The sequence below is a fragment of the Alicyclobacillus hesperidum genome (assembly GCF_900107035.1).
In the GTDB taxonomy this organism is placed as follows: domain Bacteria; phylum Bacillota; class Bacilli; order Alicyclobacillales; family Alicyclobacillaceae; genus Alicyclobacillus; species Alicyclobacillus hesperidum.
The window spans coordinates 159,252-175,100 of record NZ_FNOJ01000005.1; the positions used below are offsets into that span (position 1 = coordinate 159,252).

At 51.1% G+C, this 15,849-nt stretch carries 14 protein-coding genes; 4 read left to right on the forward strand and 10 right to left on the reverse strand.

All coding sequences use genetic code 11. The features are described 5' to 3' along the window. Positions 1-3 precede the first annotated feature (3 nt). The 6 genes from BLU70_RS05875 to BLU70_RS05900 form a co-directional block, all read right to left on the reverse strand. Entirely contained in the window at positions 4-1,368 is a 1,365-nt protein-coding gene (locus BLU70_RS05875) for a GH1 family beta-glucosidase (RefSeq protein WP_074692614.1), read from the reverse strand. A 17-nt stretch (positions 1,369-1,385) separates the two neighbouring features. Beyond that, entirely contained in the window at positions 1,386-2,363 is a 978-nt protein-coding gene (locus BLU70_RS05880) for an ABC transporter ATP-binding protein (RefSeq protein ID WP_040289288.1), read from the reverse strand. Next, positions 2,356-3,348, reverse strand: a complete 993-nt coding sequence (locus BLU70_RS05885) for an ABC transporter ATP-binding protein (RefSeq protein ID WP_006446766.1) — start codon at positions 3,346-3,348, stop codon at positions 2,356-2,358. Before BLU70_RS05885 ends, BLU70_RS05880 begins: the two co-directional genes overlap by 8 nt. Next, positions 3,335-4,318: an ABC transporter permease gene (locus BLU70_RS05890; protein WP_006446768.1), complete on the reverse strand. Its 984-nt coding sequence runs from the start codon at positions 4,316-4,318 to the stop codon at positions 3,335-3,337. The genes BLU70_RS05885 and BLU70_RS05890 overlap by 14 nt, the downstream gene beginning before the upstream one ends. Beyond that, positions 4,315-5,304 carry an ABC transporter permease gene (locus tag BLU70_RS05895; protein WP_040289290.1) on the reverse strand — a complete coding sequence of 330 codons (990 nt, stop codon included), beginning with the start codon at positions 5,302-5,304 and terminating at the stop codon, positions 4,315-4,317. The genes BLU70_RS05890 and BLU70_RS05895 overlap by 4 nt, the downstream gene beginning before the upstream one ends. Positions 5,305-5,410: 106 nt before the next feature. Beyond that, complete coding sequence (locus BLU70_RS05900; protein ID WP_006446770.1) at positions 5,411-7,138, reverse strand: ABC transporter substrate-binding protein; 1,728 nt, start codon at positions 7,136-7,138, stop codon at positions 5,411-5,413. Between the two features lie 475 nt (positions 7,139-7,613). On the opposite strand from BLU70_RS05900, the gene BLU70_RS05905 reads away from it, so the two are divergent. Continuing rightward, on the forward strand, positions 7,614-10,160 hold the full coding sequence (locus tag BLU70_RS05905; protein WP_074692617.1) for a beta-mannosidase: 2,547 nt from the start codon (positions 7,614-7,616) through the stop codon (positions 10,158-10,160). A 60-nt stretch (positions 10,161-10,220) separates the two neighbouring features. Here the strand turns inward: BLU70_RS05905 and BLU70_RS05910 are convergent, their stop codons facing one another. From BLU70_RS05910 to BLU70_RS05925, 4 genes are all read right to left on the reverse strand, one after another. Beyond that, positions 10,221-10,670, reverse strand: coding sequence for a hypothetical protein (locus BLU70_RS05910; RefSeq protein WP_040289292.1), 450 nt, complete (start codon positions 10,668-10,670; stop codon positions 10,221-10,223). 82 nt (positions 10,671-10,752) lie between these two features. Next, positions 10,753-10,989, reverse strand: coding sequence for an indolepyruvate ferredoxin oxidoreductase subunit alpha (locus BLU70_RS05915; RefSeq protein WP_006446774.1), 237 nt, complete (start codon positions 10,987-10,989; stop codon positions 10,753-10,755). Between the two features lie 350 nt (positions 10,990-11,339). Then, positions 11,340-12,395: an LLM class flavin-dependent oxidoreductase gene (locus BLU70_RS05920; protein WP_040289293.1), complete on the reverse strand. Its 1,056-nt coding sequence runs from the start codon at positions 12,393-12,395 to the stop codon at positions 11,340-11,342. Further along, positions 12,392-13,363 (reverse strand): ATP-grasp domain-containing protein, encoded by a 972-nt coding sequence (locus BLU70_RS05925; RefSeq protein ID WP_074692620.1) that lies wholly within the window; start codon positions 13,361-13,363, stop codon positions 12,392-12,394. Before BLU70_RS05925 ends, BLU70_RS05920 begins: the two co-directional genes overlap by 4 nt. Before the next feature lie 412 nt (positions 13,364-13,775). Between BLU70_RS05925 and pstB the strand changes: the two genes are divergently transcribed. The 3 genes from pstB (at position 13,776) to BLU70_RS14575 (ending at position 15,513) form a co-directional block, all read left to right on the forward strand. Further along, positions 13,776-14,528, forward strand: coding sequence for a phosphate ABC transporter ATP-binding protein PstB (gene pstB, locus BLU70_RS05930; RefSeq protein WP_040289296.1), 753 nt, complete (start codon positions 13,776-13,778; stop codon positions 14,526-14,528). Positions 14,529-14,547: 19 nt separating this feature from the next. Continuing rightward, positions 14,548-15,204, forward strand: coding sequence for a phosphate signaling complex protein PhoU (gene phoU, locus BLU70_RS05935; protein WP_006446779.1), 657 nt, complete (start codon positions 14,548-14,550; stop codon positions 15,202-15,204). A gap of 168 nt (positions 15,205-15,372) precedes the next feature. Continuing rightward, positions 15,373-15,513: a hypothetical protein gene (locus BLU70_RS14575; protein ID WP_157057210.1), complete on the forward strand. Its 141-nt coding sequence runs from the start codon at positions 15,373-15,375 to the stop codon at positions 15,511-15,513. Positions 15,514-15,849 lie beyond the last annotated feature (336 nt).

Here is a 15,849-nt window from a genome sequence, read left to right on the forward strand (position 1 = left end):
AGCTTATACCGTTCCTTGCACGGTTTCTGGCAAGCTATTTGCGGCGATCACCTGGCGATACCACTCGAAACTGTCCTTCGGAATGCGCTCTTGGGTATCATAGTCGACGTAAATGATGCCAAAGCGTTTGGTATAACCGAAAGCCCATTCAAAGTTATCCAGCAAGGACCAAAGGTAATATCCCTTCAAGTTCCCGCCTTCCGAAATAAACTTACGCGCCGCCTCCAGGTGTTGATGCAAGTACGCGATTCTATCTGCATCATGCACATTTCCATCTTCGACCACATCGGCGCTCGCTGCCCCATTCTCCGTAATGTAGATAGGGAGATCCGTGTAATCCTTTTGCAAGCGGTGTAAAAGGTCATACAACGCATCAGGATACACTTCCCAACCCATGTCGGTCACGGGGTTGTCCGTCTTCAGGTGCTTCACGCCAAGCAGCGGGTCGTTTGGGTCATCCGCAACTAAGGAGCGCGTATAGAAGTTGATGCCGAGAAAATCCATCTTTGTGGCGATGGCCTCCATGTCCCCAGCGCGGACCACATCTAAATCGCCACAGAAGCGCTCCACCCTCTCCATGAACTCGGCCGGATATTCGCCTTTGAAAAGCGGATCGAGGAACCAGCGATTGGAAAAGCAATCTTGGCGCGCGGCCGCAGCTACATCCTGCGGCGAGTCGGAGGCGGAATACGCGGGCGTCAGGTTGAGCGTGATGCCGATCTCGCCCTTCAACCCGAGTGAACGATACAATTTCACCGCCTCGCCGTGCGAGAGCAAAAGGTGATGTGCTGCACGATAGGCCCGTCGCCAATCGCGCAAACCTGGCGCGTGCTCGCCGATGCCGTAGCTCAGCAACGATGCACACCAAGGTTCGTTGTGCGTAATCCACATTGGAATTTGATCGCCAAGCTCCCGAAATGCCTTTTCTGCAAATTCGAGATAATAATCCACGACGGCTCGGTTCGACCAACCGCCCTCATCTTCAATCCACTGTGGTAGATCCCAGTGGTAAATCGTCGCCGCCGGGGTGATGCCATGCTTGTGTAACTGCTCCAATAACCGCTTGTAGAAATCAAACCCGTTGTCTAGAACCTTTCCCTTCGCTGGGAATACGCGGGGCCAAGCCAAGGAAAAGCGATAAGAACGGATTCCCAATTCCGCCATGAGCTTTACGTCAGATTCGTAGCGATGGTAGTGATCACAGGCGATGTCACCCGTGTGGCCGTGTAATACCTTGCCCGGCGTCTTCGAAAACGTGTCCCAAATCGACGGTCCTCTGCCATCTTCGGCAGCGGCCCCTTCGATTTGATAGGACGCGGTCGCAGCGCCCCAGATAAAATCGTCCGGAAACGAACGGTTTTGACTCATAGATCATCATATCCCCCTTATGCAGGATGGTGGCAAGCGACAGCATGGCCACTCGACAACTCGCGCAACGGTGGCTCCTCGTTTCGGCATACGTCGGTCACGAGAGGACAGCGATTGGCGAACGGACATCCTTTGCGCCCCTCAAGCAGATTCGGTGCACTGTTACTCGTTTCAGGCAACGGACCGCGGTGGCGCGTGCCGGGTGTCGCAGTGAGCAAGAGCCTTGTATACGGGTGTGTCGGCGCTTTAATCAACTCCGCCGATGGTGCAGTTTCCATGACTTTGCCGCCGTACAAAACCATAATGCGGTTGCCGATATAGCGCGCCGAAGCTAAATCATGCGTGATATACAGGAAAGCCAGGTTGAGATCATTGCGCAAATCGTTCATCAATTTCAGAACGCCTGCACGGATCGATACGTCAAGCATGGAAATGGGTTCGTCGGCCACGATGAACTTAGGGTTGACAGCCAGTGCCCGGGCGATCGCCACACGCTGACGCTGACCTCCAGACAATTCGTGCGGAAATTTACGACGCGTCTCAGCAACCGGCGTCAGACCAACCTTGGTCAACAGCTCATCGATTTGTTCACTGACGCTGACACCCTTGTTTGCACGGTACTTGCGCACAGGAAACGCCAAGTGCTGTTCAATCGATCGCGTTGGATTTAGCGAACCAAACGGATCCTGAAATACCATCTGCGCTTCCTTGCGGTATTCCTTGATCTCGCGCCCACGAATGTGTGTCACATCGCGTCCACCGACTATAATCGAACCGCCCGCAGGCTCAATCATCCGGACTAACGCCTTGCCAATCGTCGACTTTCCACTTCCCGATTCACCGACCAAAGAAAGAACCTCGCCAGGCCCAATCGAAAAACTGACGCGATCGACAGGCCGAATAAATTGCCCCTGGCCAATCGGAAAATGAACCACCAAGTCCTTGACTTCCAGGAGCGCCGTCCCGGTAGCAGGCGTCTTTGTTGCATTAGACATGGGAGACCAACTCCTTTTCACTGAACAGGTGGCACTCGATCAATTTATCGCCGACAGCCAACTTTTCCGGACGCACGCGTCGACAAATATCCGTCGCATAGGGACAACGAGGATGAAAAGCACACCCAGATGGAAGATCCTGCAAATCAGGCGGGTAGCCACCGATGCCCTGAATCGTGACATCCTCAGCAGTCAACTCCGGAATCGCCTTCAGCAAGCCTTCTGTGTAAGGATGGTGTTTCTCTTGCAGATGCAAAAGGTCGCTTGGTGTGACTTCGATAATCCGCCCTGCATACATGATGGCAACTCGGGACGCCAATTCGGCTACGAGGCTGAAGTCGTGGCTGACAAACAAAATCGCAAATCCCACTTCTTGTTGAATCTTGCGGATTTCATCAAGAATTGAGCGCTGTACCACCACATCGAGAGCTGTTGTCGGTTCGTCCATAATCACGAGCGCAGGGTTAAGTGCAATCGCGATAGCGATCACGACACGCTGACGCATGCCGCCCGAGAGTTCGTGCGGATAACTCTTCAGATGTTTGGGATCAATGCGCACAAGCTCCATTAGCTCCCGCGCACGGGCCCGTGCCTGCTCCTTCGTCATATCTTTGCGATGAGACAACAAGGCATCCAGAATTTGAGTTTCCACAGTCATCACGGGGTTCAGGGCGCTCATGGCGCTCTGAAAGACCATCGCCATTTTGCTCCACCGGAATTGCCGCAATTCTTTCTTCGAGAGTTGGTAAACGTCCTGGCCAAGGATTTTCACCCGACCCTTGGTTACCACCGCATCGCCCTTGAGTAAGCGCATGATGGTGTAAGCCATCGTCGATTTGCCAGACCCCGATTCGCCAATGAGCCCTACAATCTCGTTTGGATACACTTTCAAATTGACGTCGTTGACAGCGTGAACAAGTCCGCTACCTGTGACATATGCGACAGACAGGTCTTCAATCTCCAGAACCGGTTTATTGTCCGCCATCTGTCGACACCCCTTTCGTCTGGCTCTGCTGCAACTCCTTCAGCAACTTCTGCACATCCTTCTTTTTGCGCGAAGTACGGAGGCGTGGATTCGTCACCTGGTCGATGCCGAAGTTCATCAACGCAAAACTTGTGCCGAGCAAAGCGATTCCGAGACCTGGCGGTACAAACCACCACCATGCGCCGCTAATCATCGCTCCGTTTTGGGACGACCAGTACAACATCGTGCCCCAGCTGGTGGAAGCCACATTTTCAAAGCCCAGATAAGCCAAGCCAGATTCCGCAAGTACAGCAGCAAGACACGCGTACATCACGTTCGATGCGATGACTGATGTCATATTCGGAACAATTTCGAAAAGAATGATGCGAAATGTCGATGCACCCGACAACCGCGCTGCCGCGATATAGTCTCGACTTGCAATCGTCATCGCCATGGACCGCATCACACGGGCGCCCCACGCCCAACCGGTCAATGCAATGATCAAGCCGTTCATGTACGGCGTCGAATTATTGACGTACGATTCGATGATAATGAGAAGTGCCAAGCCAGGCATGACCAAGAAGATGTTACAGATGGCGTTAAGAATCGAATCGGTCACGCCACCTAGATATCCCGCTGTCACGCCAATGAGCACCGCGATAATCGTACTGAGCACGCCAGCCCCAATGCCGACGATCAGCGTCGCGCGTGTACCCCAGATAAATTGTGAAAACACATCCTGCCCCAGACTTGTCGTGCCAAAAATATGGCTCGCTGAAGGCGGTTGCAACATGTTGAAGTTGGTCGATGAAGGATTGTATGGCGCTATCAACGGTGCAAATATCGCAATGACGACAAACAATCCAAAGAGAATAACACCGACCAGCGATCTCGGGTTTTTAAAAAACGTCTGCAGTGCGGAGTTTTTACGCTTCGCTTTTTGCTTTGGAGTGTTGGCAGTTGTATTGACGGCAACGCTCTGTGTACTCACGACGTTGCACCTCTCCTTCTTACGCGCGGATCCAAACGGCCGTACAACATATCGACGATGAAGTTAATCACCAACGCCGTCACGGCAATAATGAGAAACATGCCTTGAATGAGCGGATAATCCTCACTCGAAACCGCATTCGTCAATCCGTAACCGATACCCGGATAGGAGAACACTTGTTCAATCAAAATCTGACCGCCGATAATGGAAGATAGCGCGATCGCGATCGAAGTCAATTGCGGTAACAGCGCATTGCGTGCAGCGTACGAAAATATCAAACGACGCGTTGGCACGCCCTTGGCTTCTGCAAAAACGACGTAATCTTCCCCAAGCGTGGTCATCATATTGTTCCGCATGCCGATGATCCATCCGCTGATACTGCCCACAAACACGACGAATGCCGGCAGGATACTGTGATAAATGGCACTCGTAATAAACGGCAAGTTGTATCCTTGCGTCACATCGTCACCGGAACCGTGCGCCATCGGAAACCAGTGGTGTATAAACCCAAAAAAGTAAATACAGATGAGTCCCAGCCAGAAGCTTGGAATCGCCTGTCCAAACATCGTGACAATCGGAATGACGTTATCCGCCGTGCCACCGCGGCGCCAAGCGATGAGTATGCCAACCAAGGTACCGACAACAACCGCAATGATGGTGACGACGCCGAGCAAAATGATTGTCCAAGGCAAACTGTTGGAAATAATGCTAACAACGGAAGTCGGGAAATACTGAAACGAACTGCCCCAGTGGCCTGTCAAAAGATTGCCAAGATACTGGAAGTACTGTTGATACAGCGGACCGTTCGACAATCCAAGTTCCTGCTCAATCGCTTTCAGCGCAGATGGATTGATGTTGCCGGCTTGTTTCGCTATCATCGCCTGTGCCGGATTGCCAGGCATCAACCTCGGCAAAATGAAGTTGAGCGTCACGGCAGCCCATAGGGATAAAATTAAGAACCCTAAGCGGTTGAGGAAGTAACGCATGGATCACACCCCTTTTCGAAAGGCGAGAAGACTGTTCGAAAAAGTCCTCTCGCCCGCCTCACAAAATTAATTCTATCCTAGCCGATGCTAAAAGCGGTTACAAACCTTAATTTACCGGCTTTAAACGATCCATGACAATCGCTGCAGATTGATAGTTATACGGCGATGGATCGATCCACAAATTGCTCTGGGTCGAGAAGCCCGTGAACTTCGCGTCGTTGTACTCGAACCAGAGTGCGCCGTCCAACAGCGGAATGACAGGCAATTGCTCTGCTGCAACGCGCTCGACCTGATACATATACTGCTTTTGCTGGCTGAGGCTCGAGGTCGCCGCGAACTTGTTGAATACCGCATCCAAGCTTGGATTTTTGTATCCTTCGATATTGAACGAGCCATTCGAATCCAGCATGTCATAATACGTCGTGTATGGGGTCGGCCCTGTGTTGGTCCACGAGATCGCGAGATCAAAATGTGGCGTCTGACCGGCACCCGGATCAATGGAGTTGTAGTACGCCGTGTATTGATCTTGCTGAACATTGACGTTGATGCCAACCTTTTGCAGTTGTTGCTTGATGAGAAGTGCATCCTCATCCCAATCGCTCCAGCCGGAAACGGTCAACAAGTTGAAGGATAGCTCCTGGCCGCCCTTCGCAAAGATGCCATTCTTGTCCTTCTTAAAACCAGCCGCTTCGAGAAGCTTGACGGCCTTGGCGTCGTTGACCGTAAAGGACTTATCGGCAGCGGGGAGGTTCGGATCAAGCCAAGCCTTTTGCGGCGGCAAGACCAAGCTGGTCGGTACGGCTGGCTGTTCGTACCCCGTCTCACCCTTCTGTGACAACGCGTTCCGATCAATAGCCAAACTAATCGCTTCGCGCACGGACAATTGCGCCAACAGCGGGTTGCGCAAGTTCGGATACAACTCGACAGGGTTGTTTGGCGGGAAGTAGTAGTGATTGTGCTTCGGATCCGCCGCCACAAACGTCTTCTGAATGTCTGGGATGTTGATGCCGGCATACTGAATCTCACCGCTTGCAAGGGCCAAATCCGCGCTTGAATTACTAGAAAACGCTGGGTAGTTGAGCGTTTTCACAGCGGGCGCCCCGCCGTAATACTGCTCGTTCGCAGTAAACTTGTAGTCTTGTGACGAGAAATAGGAGATTTTAAACGGCCCTGTCCCAATCGCGTTGGCATGTGTGATCTTTGCCTTCGCAGGGTCACCCAACTTGCTCCATTGATGTTGCGGAACGATATACGTCCCACCGAGTACATATTGTTCAGCAAACGGGATATTCGGCGCCTTAAAGTTAAATACGACGGTGTACTTGCCTTGTGCTTTAACGCTTACAAGCTGTTGCCAAATGCCATTCGTATCGGCGTCCGGATACTTCTTCAGCGACTCAAATGTAAAGACGACATCATTCGCCGTAAACGGAACACCATCTGTCCATTTTGCCTTGTTCTGCAACTGAACGGTCAATGTCTTACCACCGTTGCTAAAAGCAAAAGACTTACCGAGCAAATCGAACTGCTTGCCTGTCGTGTTGTCAAAGTAGAACATAGTCTCATAAATATTCCCAAGTGTTCCATCAACACTGTTTGTTCCCGAAAATGGGTTGAAGTTGTCAGCGAAGCTACCCGTGACATTGGGAGCCACCGTCAAGACTGCACTACTTGTGCTGGCCGACCCTTGTGAAGCACTGGTCGTAACACTTTGATTTCCGCTTGTCGAAGTAGAATTTGAAGCGTTCGTCGTCGCTGTACCACATCCCGCAACCCCGAGTGCGACAACGACCGCCGAGCCAACGATGCCAAAAATCCGTTTGTTTGACACCATAAGTCCCCCTTTAATGTTGCAACAATTGCTGTGCAGAAACGCGAATCACCCGAAATCGCTTTCGGCCATTTCGAAGACGAATCCGCTTCCTCGCACCTCCAGCTGTCGCTAGGTGTACAATCCTTTATTCGCCTTGCATCGAATCGGACAACAAGCGACAACACAACGATTGTCGAAAACGGTTTCGACAAGAACACTAGTGCGATTCGCCCTAGACAATGGTTATTGTGCATCATTTGTTGTTCATTTTCAAGTGCGAAATTTGGTTGAACGAGTAGAAAAATATAGAACATGTTCGAAAACGGTTCCGAACCTGGATAGCTCGATGCCTGTTGGGCTCAGAGAGGCCCCAATGGGCTCCAAACTTGCGCCGTGGCTGCCACGACTGCCGCAACAATCGGTTTCGTCTATCAACTTGGTGCACCGTTTTGTATAATGTCGCTTGTACGACCTATGTCATTGTTAGGAGGCTACTATGACTTCCACGCTCTATCTTCACGACAACTGGCGGTTTTCTGCGGCCAACGAAATCGATTGGCATAACGCTACGGTCCCTGGGTGCATCCACACAGACCTGCAAGCAAACGGTCTCATCCCTGATCCGTTTTACGGAACTCATGAAGGCTCGATACAATGGATCGATAAACAAGATTGGCTATATGAAACCGCATTCGATGTTCCTCAGGAGGTTTTGAATGAATCACAAATCGAGATCGTCTTCGAAGGCTTGGATACCTACGCAGAAGTATTCCTGAATGACACGCTCATTCTTTCGGCCGACAATATGTTTCGGACATGGCGCGCAGAAGTCAAGCGCTTCTTAAAATCCCGTAGTAACCGGTTACATATCCGCTTTCGTTCGCCGATTCAGGAGGATTTGCCAAAACTAGAGAGGTTAGGATACGGTCTGCCTGCAACGAATGACCAGTCAGAGCGTGGAGGTTTAGGTGATAAAAAACTGAGTGTATTCAGCCGTAAAGCCCCTTACCATTACGGCTGGGATTGGGGCCCACGCCTTGTAACAAGCGGCATTTGGCGACCTGTCAAACTTGAAGCCTGGTCACAAGCACGCATAACAGATGTTTATATTCACCAATCTAGCGTGACGCTTGAGCATGCCGTATTAGAAGCGAATATTGATATCGATTCCGAAGTAGATGGCCTGGCCCTTCTTCAACTGCATGTGGAAGGACGAGTTATCGAGAGACAAGTGACACTTCGTCGAGGCATGCAGACGTACACAATCCCTGTGGATATTCCAGACCCTCGGCTTTGGTGGCCACGCGGCTATGGCGAAGCCAACTTATACACGTTCCGGGCAAGAGTGTTGATTGCTGAAACGGTAATTGCGAGCCGTACGCTGCGTACGGGCCTACGCGATATTCAACTGGTTCAGACGAATGACGACATGGGTACCTCGTTTTATTTCCAAGTGAACGGTGTCCCTGTTTTCGCCAAGGGAGCCAACCACATTCCAAATGATAGCTTCATCACGGAAGTCGACGAAGAGCGCTATCGACATGAAATTGTAACGGCCGCAGAGTCCAACATGAACATGTTACGAGTATGGGGCGGCGGCGTATACGAAGACGACTGTTTTTACAACTTGTGTGACGAATATGGAATTATGGTCTGGCAAGATTTCATGTTCGCCTGTAGCATGTATCCCGGCGACGAAGCGTTTTTGCGCAATGTGGAACAAGAAGCAAAGGACAACGTCCGGCGACTCCGAAATCATCCGTGCATTGTCTTGTGGTGTGGTAACAACGAGATCGACACCGCTTGGGCACAATACGATGAACAGGGAGGTTGGGGTTGGAAACAACAGTACACCTCTACACAGCGGGCAGAAATTTGGTCCGCCTATGAAGCCATTTTCCACCGCCTCTTGCCGGATGTCGTAGCGCGATTGGCGCCTGGAGCCGCATATTGGCCGTCCTCCCCGATGCAAGCACTCACGGGAGACATCAATCAACATGCCAAAAACGATTCAACACGAGGCGACATCCACTACTGGGGCGTATGGCATGCGGTAGAACCGTTCTCCAACTATAACGTCTACCTTGGCCGCTTCATGAGCGAATACGGATTTCAGTCATTTCCTGAACTGCGCACAGTGCGATCTTACGCTAGCGAAGCTGATATGGAACTGGAATCGGATGTGATGAAATGGCACCAGCGCAGCGGCGATGGCAACCGACTCATTAAAGAGTATATGGACATCTATCTGCCCAAACCAAAGGACTTCCCTGCATTTTTGACGATGAGTCAAGTCTTGCAGGCTGAGGCCATCCAAACAGCCATAGAAGCGCACCGCCGCAAGAAACCGTACTGTATGGGCAGTCTGTATTGGCAAATCAATGACTGCTGGCCCGTCGCATCCTGGTCGAGCATGGATTATTTCGGACGCTGGAAAGCGCTACAGTATTATGCAAAACGAAGCTTTCGTGACATCGCGATATCCTTCGAAGAAGATGATGAACACATCGCGGTCCAAATCATCTCGGATGGACGCGAAAATCTCGCAGCTACACTTCATGTCCAGTTGTTTCAATTTGATGGCCAACGGATTCGCGAGCACACGACACAGGTACACGTCGAAGCCAATCGCGTAATGACTGCGTTTTCGTTGAACAAAAACGACTGGACGACAGGCTGCTCTCTGCCTGAGATTGTCCTAGTGGCTACACTCGAGAATCAAGGTCACACGCTCGATCAAAAATGCCACTACTTCACTCCAGTGAAAGAGTTGCGACTAGACAAGGCAACCATCACTGTTCGACCCGTAAATCCCGACAATGGCATGACCTTCTTGGTAGAAACGAACGTCTTCGCCAAGAGTGTGATGTTAACTGCATCTGTTGAAGGCGTCTTTTCAGACAATTATTTTGATCTCGTTCCGGGGCTGACAAAGACGGTCACATTTTTGCGGCGCGAACCCGGTGACACTGCTCTCCAGCCTGCACAACCAGGACTCATTACCGCGTCGTCCATGTGTGATTGGACAGCCATCGCGCAATGATGTTCCTATCGTCTCGAACAGCGTGCAAGGGTTGCCTTGATGGGCAACCCTTGCGTTATCTTAGGCAGTTGGGCGGTATTTTTGCAAAGAGTTTTTTAACGCATCCAATGCAGTTTGCAGTTTGCTATATGCCGATGCCGGCGCACCCTCGCCATTGATAGCATCCTCTATCGTCACGACGGCCTCGGCTTGTTCAAACAGAATGCCGTTTGGAGAATTTGGGGCACTACGGGTACCTAAATCCGTGATGGTCTCCAGTTGTGTGTCGTAACTGACATTGCGATTTTCTGCAATCGTCTTCGAAACTCCGTGATAAATCGTTTCACACACTTGGTAAAGATGCGGGTCAACGGAACGTTCGTTGGCCGACCGACTGGCAGACTGATTCAATCCGTCACTTGACACCGTATGGTTCGCTGGCATGGTGTTCGTTGAATCGGATTGGACTGTGCCACATCCGGCGGTCAGCAGAAGTATGCAGCAAAGCGGCCAAATCCATAGTTTTCGCACACCCTATCCCTCCTTTACAGGTTCTCTATGAAACATAAAGCCGCCGATTCGCATCCGCGAATCGACGGCACCGTCCATCTGCTTACTTCTTGAAGAAGTCAGCATTCTTTTGGATGAAGTCCTTTTCATCCTCCGGAACGAAATCTTCCTGGAAAATCGCGCTAACCGGACAAACCGGCTCGCACGCAGCGCAATCGATGCACAAATCCGGATCGATATAATATTGATCTGGACCTTCGTGGATTGCATCAACCGGACAGGTTTCGACACAATCCGCAGCCTTCTCGCCAATGCAAGGCGAGGTAATGACAAACGGCATTCGTATGATCCTCCTTTGGAGTAAAGTCAGGATGATGTCCTATTAGAGATATACATCAAATGTATAGGAAAACTCAAACGAAATCTTTGTGGCAATTTATTACGAACCGCCTATCGAGTTTTCCACGGAAATAGAAAATACACAATCACGAAAGAATTCAGTGCTCACTTCAGCATGCCAAAGCGTGGCGCCTTGCCTTACACACGCTGCGTCAAAAGAATTGCCGTCGCAATTCGCAACGGCAAACGATTTGGGGTGATCTTGCATGAAACGCCGGGATTAGCTCCCTGCTCAAGAACACGATACAGAGTCTGTGTAAAAATACCGTGATCGCATTGTAAATCTATTGTTTACGCTGTGATATCGGCAGTCCTTCTCAATTCGGCAACCCGAGGCATGACTTGCTCCGCAAACCGTTTCATTTCTTCCAACTGTGGTGAACATTGAAGCAGTAACAGATCCAATCCAGCCTGTTCATACTCGACAATGCGGTGGGCGATCATGTCTGGCGTACCAATGAGCTGTGGCCGCAAACCACGGTTGGATACCGAATAATCGTAAAGACGAATCTGTTGCTCAAGTTGTGACATTTGAACAAAGTCATCCATGCTGGCATACGCGTCACCTGGACGCAGAGTGGTGATCCTCTCCAACTCGGCTTGCGCTTCTTCGAGGGTATCTCGACAAATGACATAGGCAGCCATACCAAACGAAGCAAGCGGTGGCAACCCTTTGCGCTCACGACGTGCCCGCATGTCTGAAATTTTTTGGGCAACTTCCTCAACCGTACCACCATGCATGACATAGGCGTCACATAAAGAGGCAATCATATCCTTACCTGCTTCACTTTCGCCTCCCGCATAGAGACGAGGATAGGGTTGTTGCACGGGCTTCGGCTGCAAACGCGCATTTTGGATTCGATAGCGCTCACCTTCATACGTAAACGAATCCTGCGTCCACATGCCTTTCATGACCTCGAGGAATTCCCGCGTGCGGGCGTAGCGATCGTCATGTTCGGTAAAAATGCCACCGTATTGGCGAGCCTCCTCCGCCCACCACGCCGACACGACGTTTAACGTAAAGCGTCCCTTGCTAAGTTGATCGATATTCGCAGCCATCTTCGCAGCTACCGCAGGATTGTGATACGCGGGGCGAATCGCCGTCATGATCTCAAGTTTCTCTGTGACGGCCGCGATCGCGCTAGCTGTCGTCCACGCCTCTAGACTTGGCTCCTGCGGGCCTTTGATGTCATTCAGGTAAAGTTCCGCAATCAAGGTCACGTCATAACCCATGCGCTCAGCCTGGACTGCAACCTGCTTGGCATATTCAAAGGTCGGCGGCATCGACTCGTCATCGACATTACGTAGCCACCCCCCGAAAATAGGCAACCAAAATCCGTATCTCACCTCATTGGAACCTTCTCGTGTGGCGTCGCCATGCCTTCTAAGTTGTCTAGCTCCGACTTTAGGAATGTGGCGACTTCAAGCATGCCGAAGATACCTGCCCGCGCTTCTGCGTCGCTGTTGTAATTGGTATTCGTGTTAATGTCATAAGTGTAAACACGCCCACTGCGGTCGCGGATCGACTCAATGCCGGCGACAAGAATTCCGTTTTCCGCCAGCATGCGTTCGTACGATTCGATCCACTCGTGTGGATGCCCCTCAACAATTTCAAATTTCGAGCGCGTACCGCCTTCCCCAACAGGGCAGAACATGTCCCCAATTTGACATGCGTCTGCAGGGCACAGTTCAAAGCCTTCCGATGTGTCCACGCGCACGGCATATAAAAATTTTCCACCGACAAATTCGCACCGCGTGATGGTTGCATCAGGAGATTCAATGTACTCCTGGACAATCCAAACGCCATCGACTGGCGCGTCATACTCTCCCTTCGCGAGCATCGATGCAAGGCTTGCGGTATCGCGAAACAGCTGCACCCCTAGCCCCTTGCCGGCGCGATTGTGCTTTACAATGAACGGAATCCCAGCAAACGCCTGTGCTGCCGCCATTAATTGCTCTTCTCCCACGGCAATGCTGGTCCGAGGTGAAGGGATGCCGGCGCGCCAGAGCGCCATCGCCTGGTGGGCTTTGCTCACCTCAATTTGAAGTGCCTGACTGCCATTAATTACGCGGCGGCCATGACTCTCTAACCAAGCCAGAACACTCGACGTATACTCAACCGCATAACGGTGATCACGCGTATGTGAGGACGCACTCATACGACTATAGAACACGCCTTTCGGCGGAACACTCGACAAGTCCAAGTGTCCCTGTGCCAAATCCCATGTTTCATACGGAGCCGATAGTTCGTCGAGGCGCCGCGTCAAATGAATGGTCCACTCTGGGTTCTCATGCAAAATATATACTTTTCTCAAATAAGCGCCCCCCACAAAAACCAGTGAAACTAGTATAGCAAAATCGTTTTTGATAAACATTCGCGATTTGCTTATATGAGTGGATTCGGAAGTGCCCCCCATGTCTTCCAACGGTGCCCCGACATCGTCACACTTTCGACAAAAAGCGAGGCACGATGTCCGTGTCACAATGCCCGTCCATACGCTACTCTATAGTCAACGGTATGATCTTTTCAGATATGCCCCACGCAAGAGCCACGCTGCATAAGCCGTGGCTCTTGTGTTTTTCATCCCCTTCACAAAGGCTCCTTGTTCATTTCAGCAAAATTCAATGAAAACCTCACACACCTTTAACAATCCCCATGTATCGTAGGGACGACAGATAGAACCAATATGGAAACACAATGGATTGCGCGATTGGGGAGGATTTTGCATGGGAAAATCCATGTCTGTTCGCAACTTGAACGCATGGTATGGGACACAACACGCATTAAAGAACATCAATATAGAGTTGGCAGCTAAAATGGCGACGGCGATTATTGGTCCATCCGGTTGCGGCAAATCGACCTTCATCCGATGCCTAAACCGGATGCATGAAACATCTCCGTACGCAAAGGTCGAGGGAGATATCCTGCTTGGTGGAGACAACTTGTGTGATCTCGATCCTGTAGATGTCCGACGCGTGGTTGGTATGGTATTTCAAAAACCCAACCCATTTCCGACCATGTCCATCTTCGACAACATCGCAATCGGCTTGCGCCTGGGCGGAATCCGTAAGCCAACGGAACTGCGCGAACGCGTAGAACGCTCTTTGCGTATGGCCGCGCTCTGGGATGAGGTCAAGGATCGGCTTAACAAACCGGCAACGGCTCTTTCCGGAGGTCAGCAGCAGCGCCTGTGCATTGCCCGTGCGCTCGCTGTCGAACCGGATGTACTCCTTATGGACGAACCGGCATCTGCACTCGATCCGATCTCTACCATGCGCATTGAGGAGTTGGTCGAACAACTAAAGGCCGACTATACCGTCGTGATCGTCACACATAACATGCAACAGGCTGCGCGCATTGCCGATCGCACCGCTTTCTTTCTGAATGGCGAACTGATCGAGTTCGGCGAAACGTCGGCCCTTTTTACAAAGCCGCACGACAAGCGAACCGAAGATTATATCACTGGTCGTTTTGGATGATGGACAAAGGAGAATGAGGATGCAGCAGAGACAAGCATTCGATATCGCGTTAAAAGAATTGAAATGGAAGCTTCTGCGCATGGGTGGCGACATCCAGGAAGCTATTCGGCGAGCAATTGCCGCCCTGGAAACACAGGATGTAGCCATGGCACAAGCGGTGGTCAATGGCGATAGCAACATCAATGCGCAGGACCACGAAGTCGAGGATCTGTGTATTCGCCTGATTGCGACACAACAGCCTGTCGCGGGTGACCTCAGGCGGATCGTCGCCGGGATGCGTCTCGCGATGGATCTCGAACGCATGGGCGATCTCGCTGTCGATATCGCCAAATCGGTACTGCGCATGGGTATCGCACCATCAGCCCAAGCGTGGAAAGACATTGGGGCAATGGCAAAGATGGTGGATGCGATGATCGCCGAAGCGTTGAACGCCTATGTAAACAGTGACGTCGAGGCTGCCAAGCGGTTAGCTCAGATGGACGACGAGATCGACCACCACTACCGTCGTTTGGTGGAACAACTGTTTAACCGTCCCGATGGCGAAAGCACAACAGCTCAACAGGCGATGGCTACTGCGTTCTGTGGTCGTTATCTAGAGCGAATTGGGGATCATATAACCAACATCGGAGAGAGCGTGATTTACATCATTTCTGGGGAGCGCTCGGACTTGAACTGACCTTCACCATGCAGAATGACGCTTGTTCGACACCGAGTATGGTCGTTCGTCAGAATTCGCGAATATTGTGACATAAGCTTCACAAAACTTTTTCGAAAGCAACGGTTGAACAGTCCTGTTCGGTGTTAGACTGATGCTATCGGATGCCTGACAGGAGGAGCGTGTGCTGTGAAGCCAGACAAGATGAGCAAAGATCCGATTCAAACGCTGTACCGCGTGGTTCATTACGTAGAGCGGACCGCTTTAGCGCTCTCTGTTCTACTGTTGACGGGTACAGCTGGTTACCTAACCATTCACGCTTGGGCATAGTCCTAAACTTCGCATCATTTTAATCGAGTAGACCAGCTATGTAATGTCAAGTCCTTTATCGAGTCTTAGAGCAATGAAGGGGATGAGTTTTAGGTTGCACGGAACCAAGCCTGTTTCAGGGAAACAGACGGTGATCCGAATATTCATTTGCACTTTTTCAAGCTATCGGTTCATACGGTTTGCGATCTCGCAATACCGCATGAATCACATACGTTAACTTGCGTGCAACGGCTCCAGTGGCGGCTAGGGGATGCTTTCCTTCCGCCCGCTTCTGTTCGTAAAAGGCTTTTAGAATTGGGTTGTGTGTTTTTGCGACGCTCGCAGCCAACCAGATTG

Bases quoted from the DNA above. Each gene is read 5' to 3' on its own strand.
- BLU70_RS05875 (WP_074692614.1), bottom strand. From the start codon at position 1,368: ATGAGTCAAAACCGTTCGTTTCCGGACGATTTTATCTGGGGCGCTGCG.
- BLU70_RS05880 (WP_040289288.1), bottom strand. From the start codon at position 2,363: ATGTCTAATGCAACAAAGACGCCTGCTACCGGGACGGCGCTCCTGGAA.
- BLU70_RS05885 (WP_006446766.1), bottom strand. From the start codon at position 3,348: ATGGCGGACAATAAACCGGTTCTGGAGATTGAAGACCTGTCTGTCGCA.
- BLU70_RS05895 (WP_040289290.1), bottom strand. From the start codon at position 5,304: ATGCGTTACTTCCTCAACCGCTTAGGGTTCTTAATTTTATCCCTATGG.
- BLU70_RS05900 (WP_006446770.1), bottom strand. From the start codon at position 7,138: ATGGTGTCAAACAAACGGATTTTTGGCATCGTTGGCTCGGCGGTCGTT.
- BLU70_RS05905 (WP_074692617.1), top strand. From the start codon at position 7,614: ATGACTTCCACGCTCTATCTTCACGACAACTGGCGGTTTTCTGCGGCC.
- BLU70_RS05915 (WP_006446774.1), bottom strand. From the start codon at position 10,989: ATGCCGTTTGTCATTACCTCGCCTTGCATTGGCGAGAAGGCTGCGGAT.
- pstB (WP_040289296.1), top strand. From the start codon at position 13,776: ATGGGAAAATCCATGTCTGTTCGCAACTTGAACGCATGGTATGGGACA.
- phoU (WP_006446779.1), top strand. From the start codon at position 14,548: ATGCAGCAGAGACAAGCATTCGATATCGCGTTAAAAGAATTGAAATGG.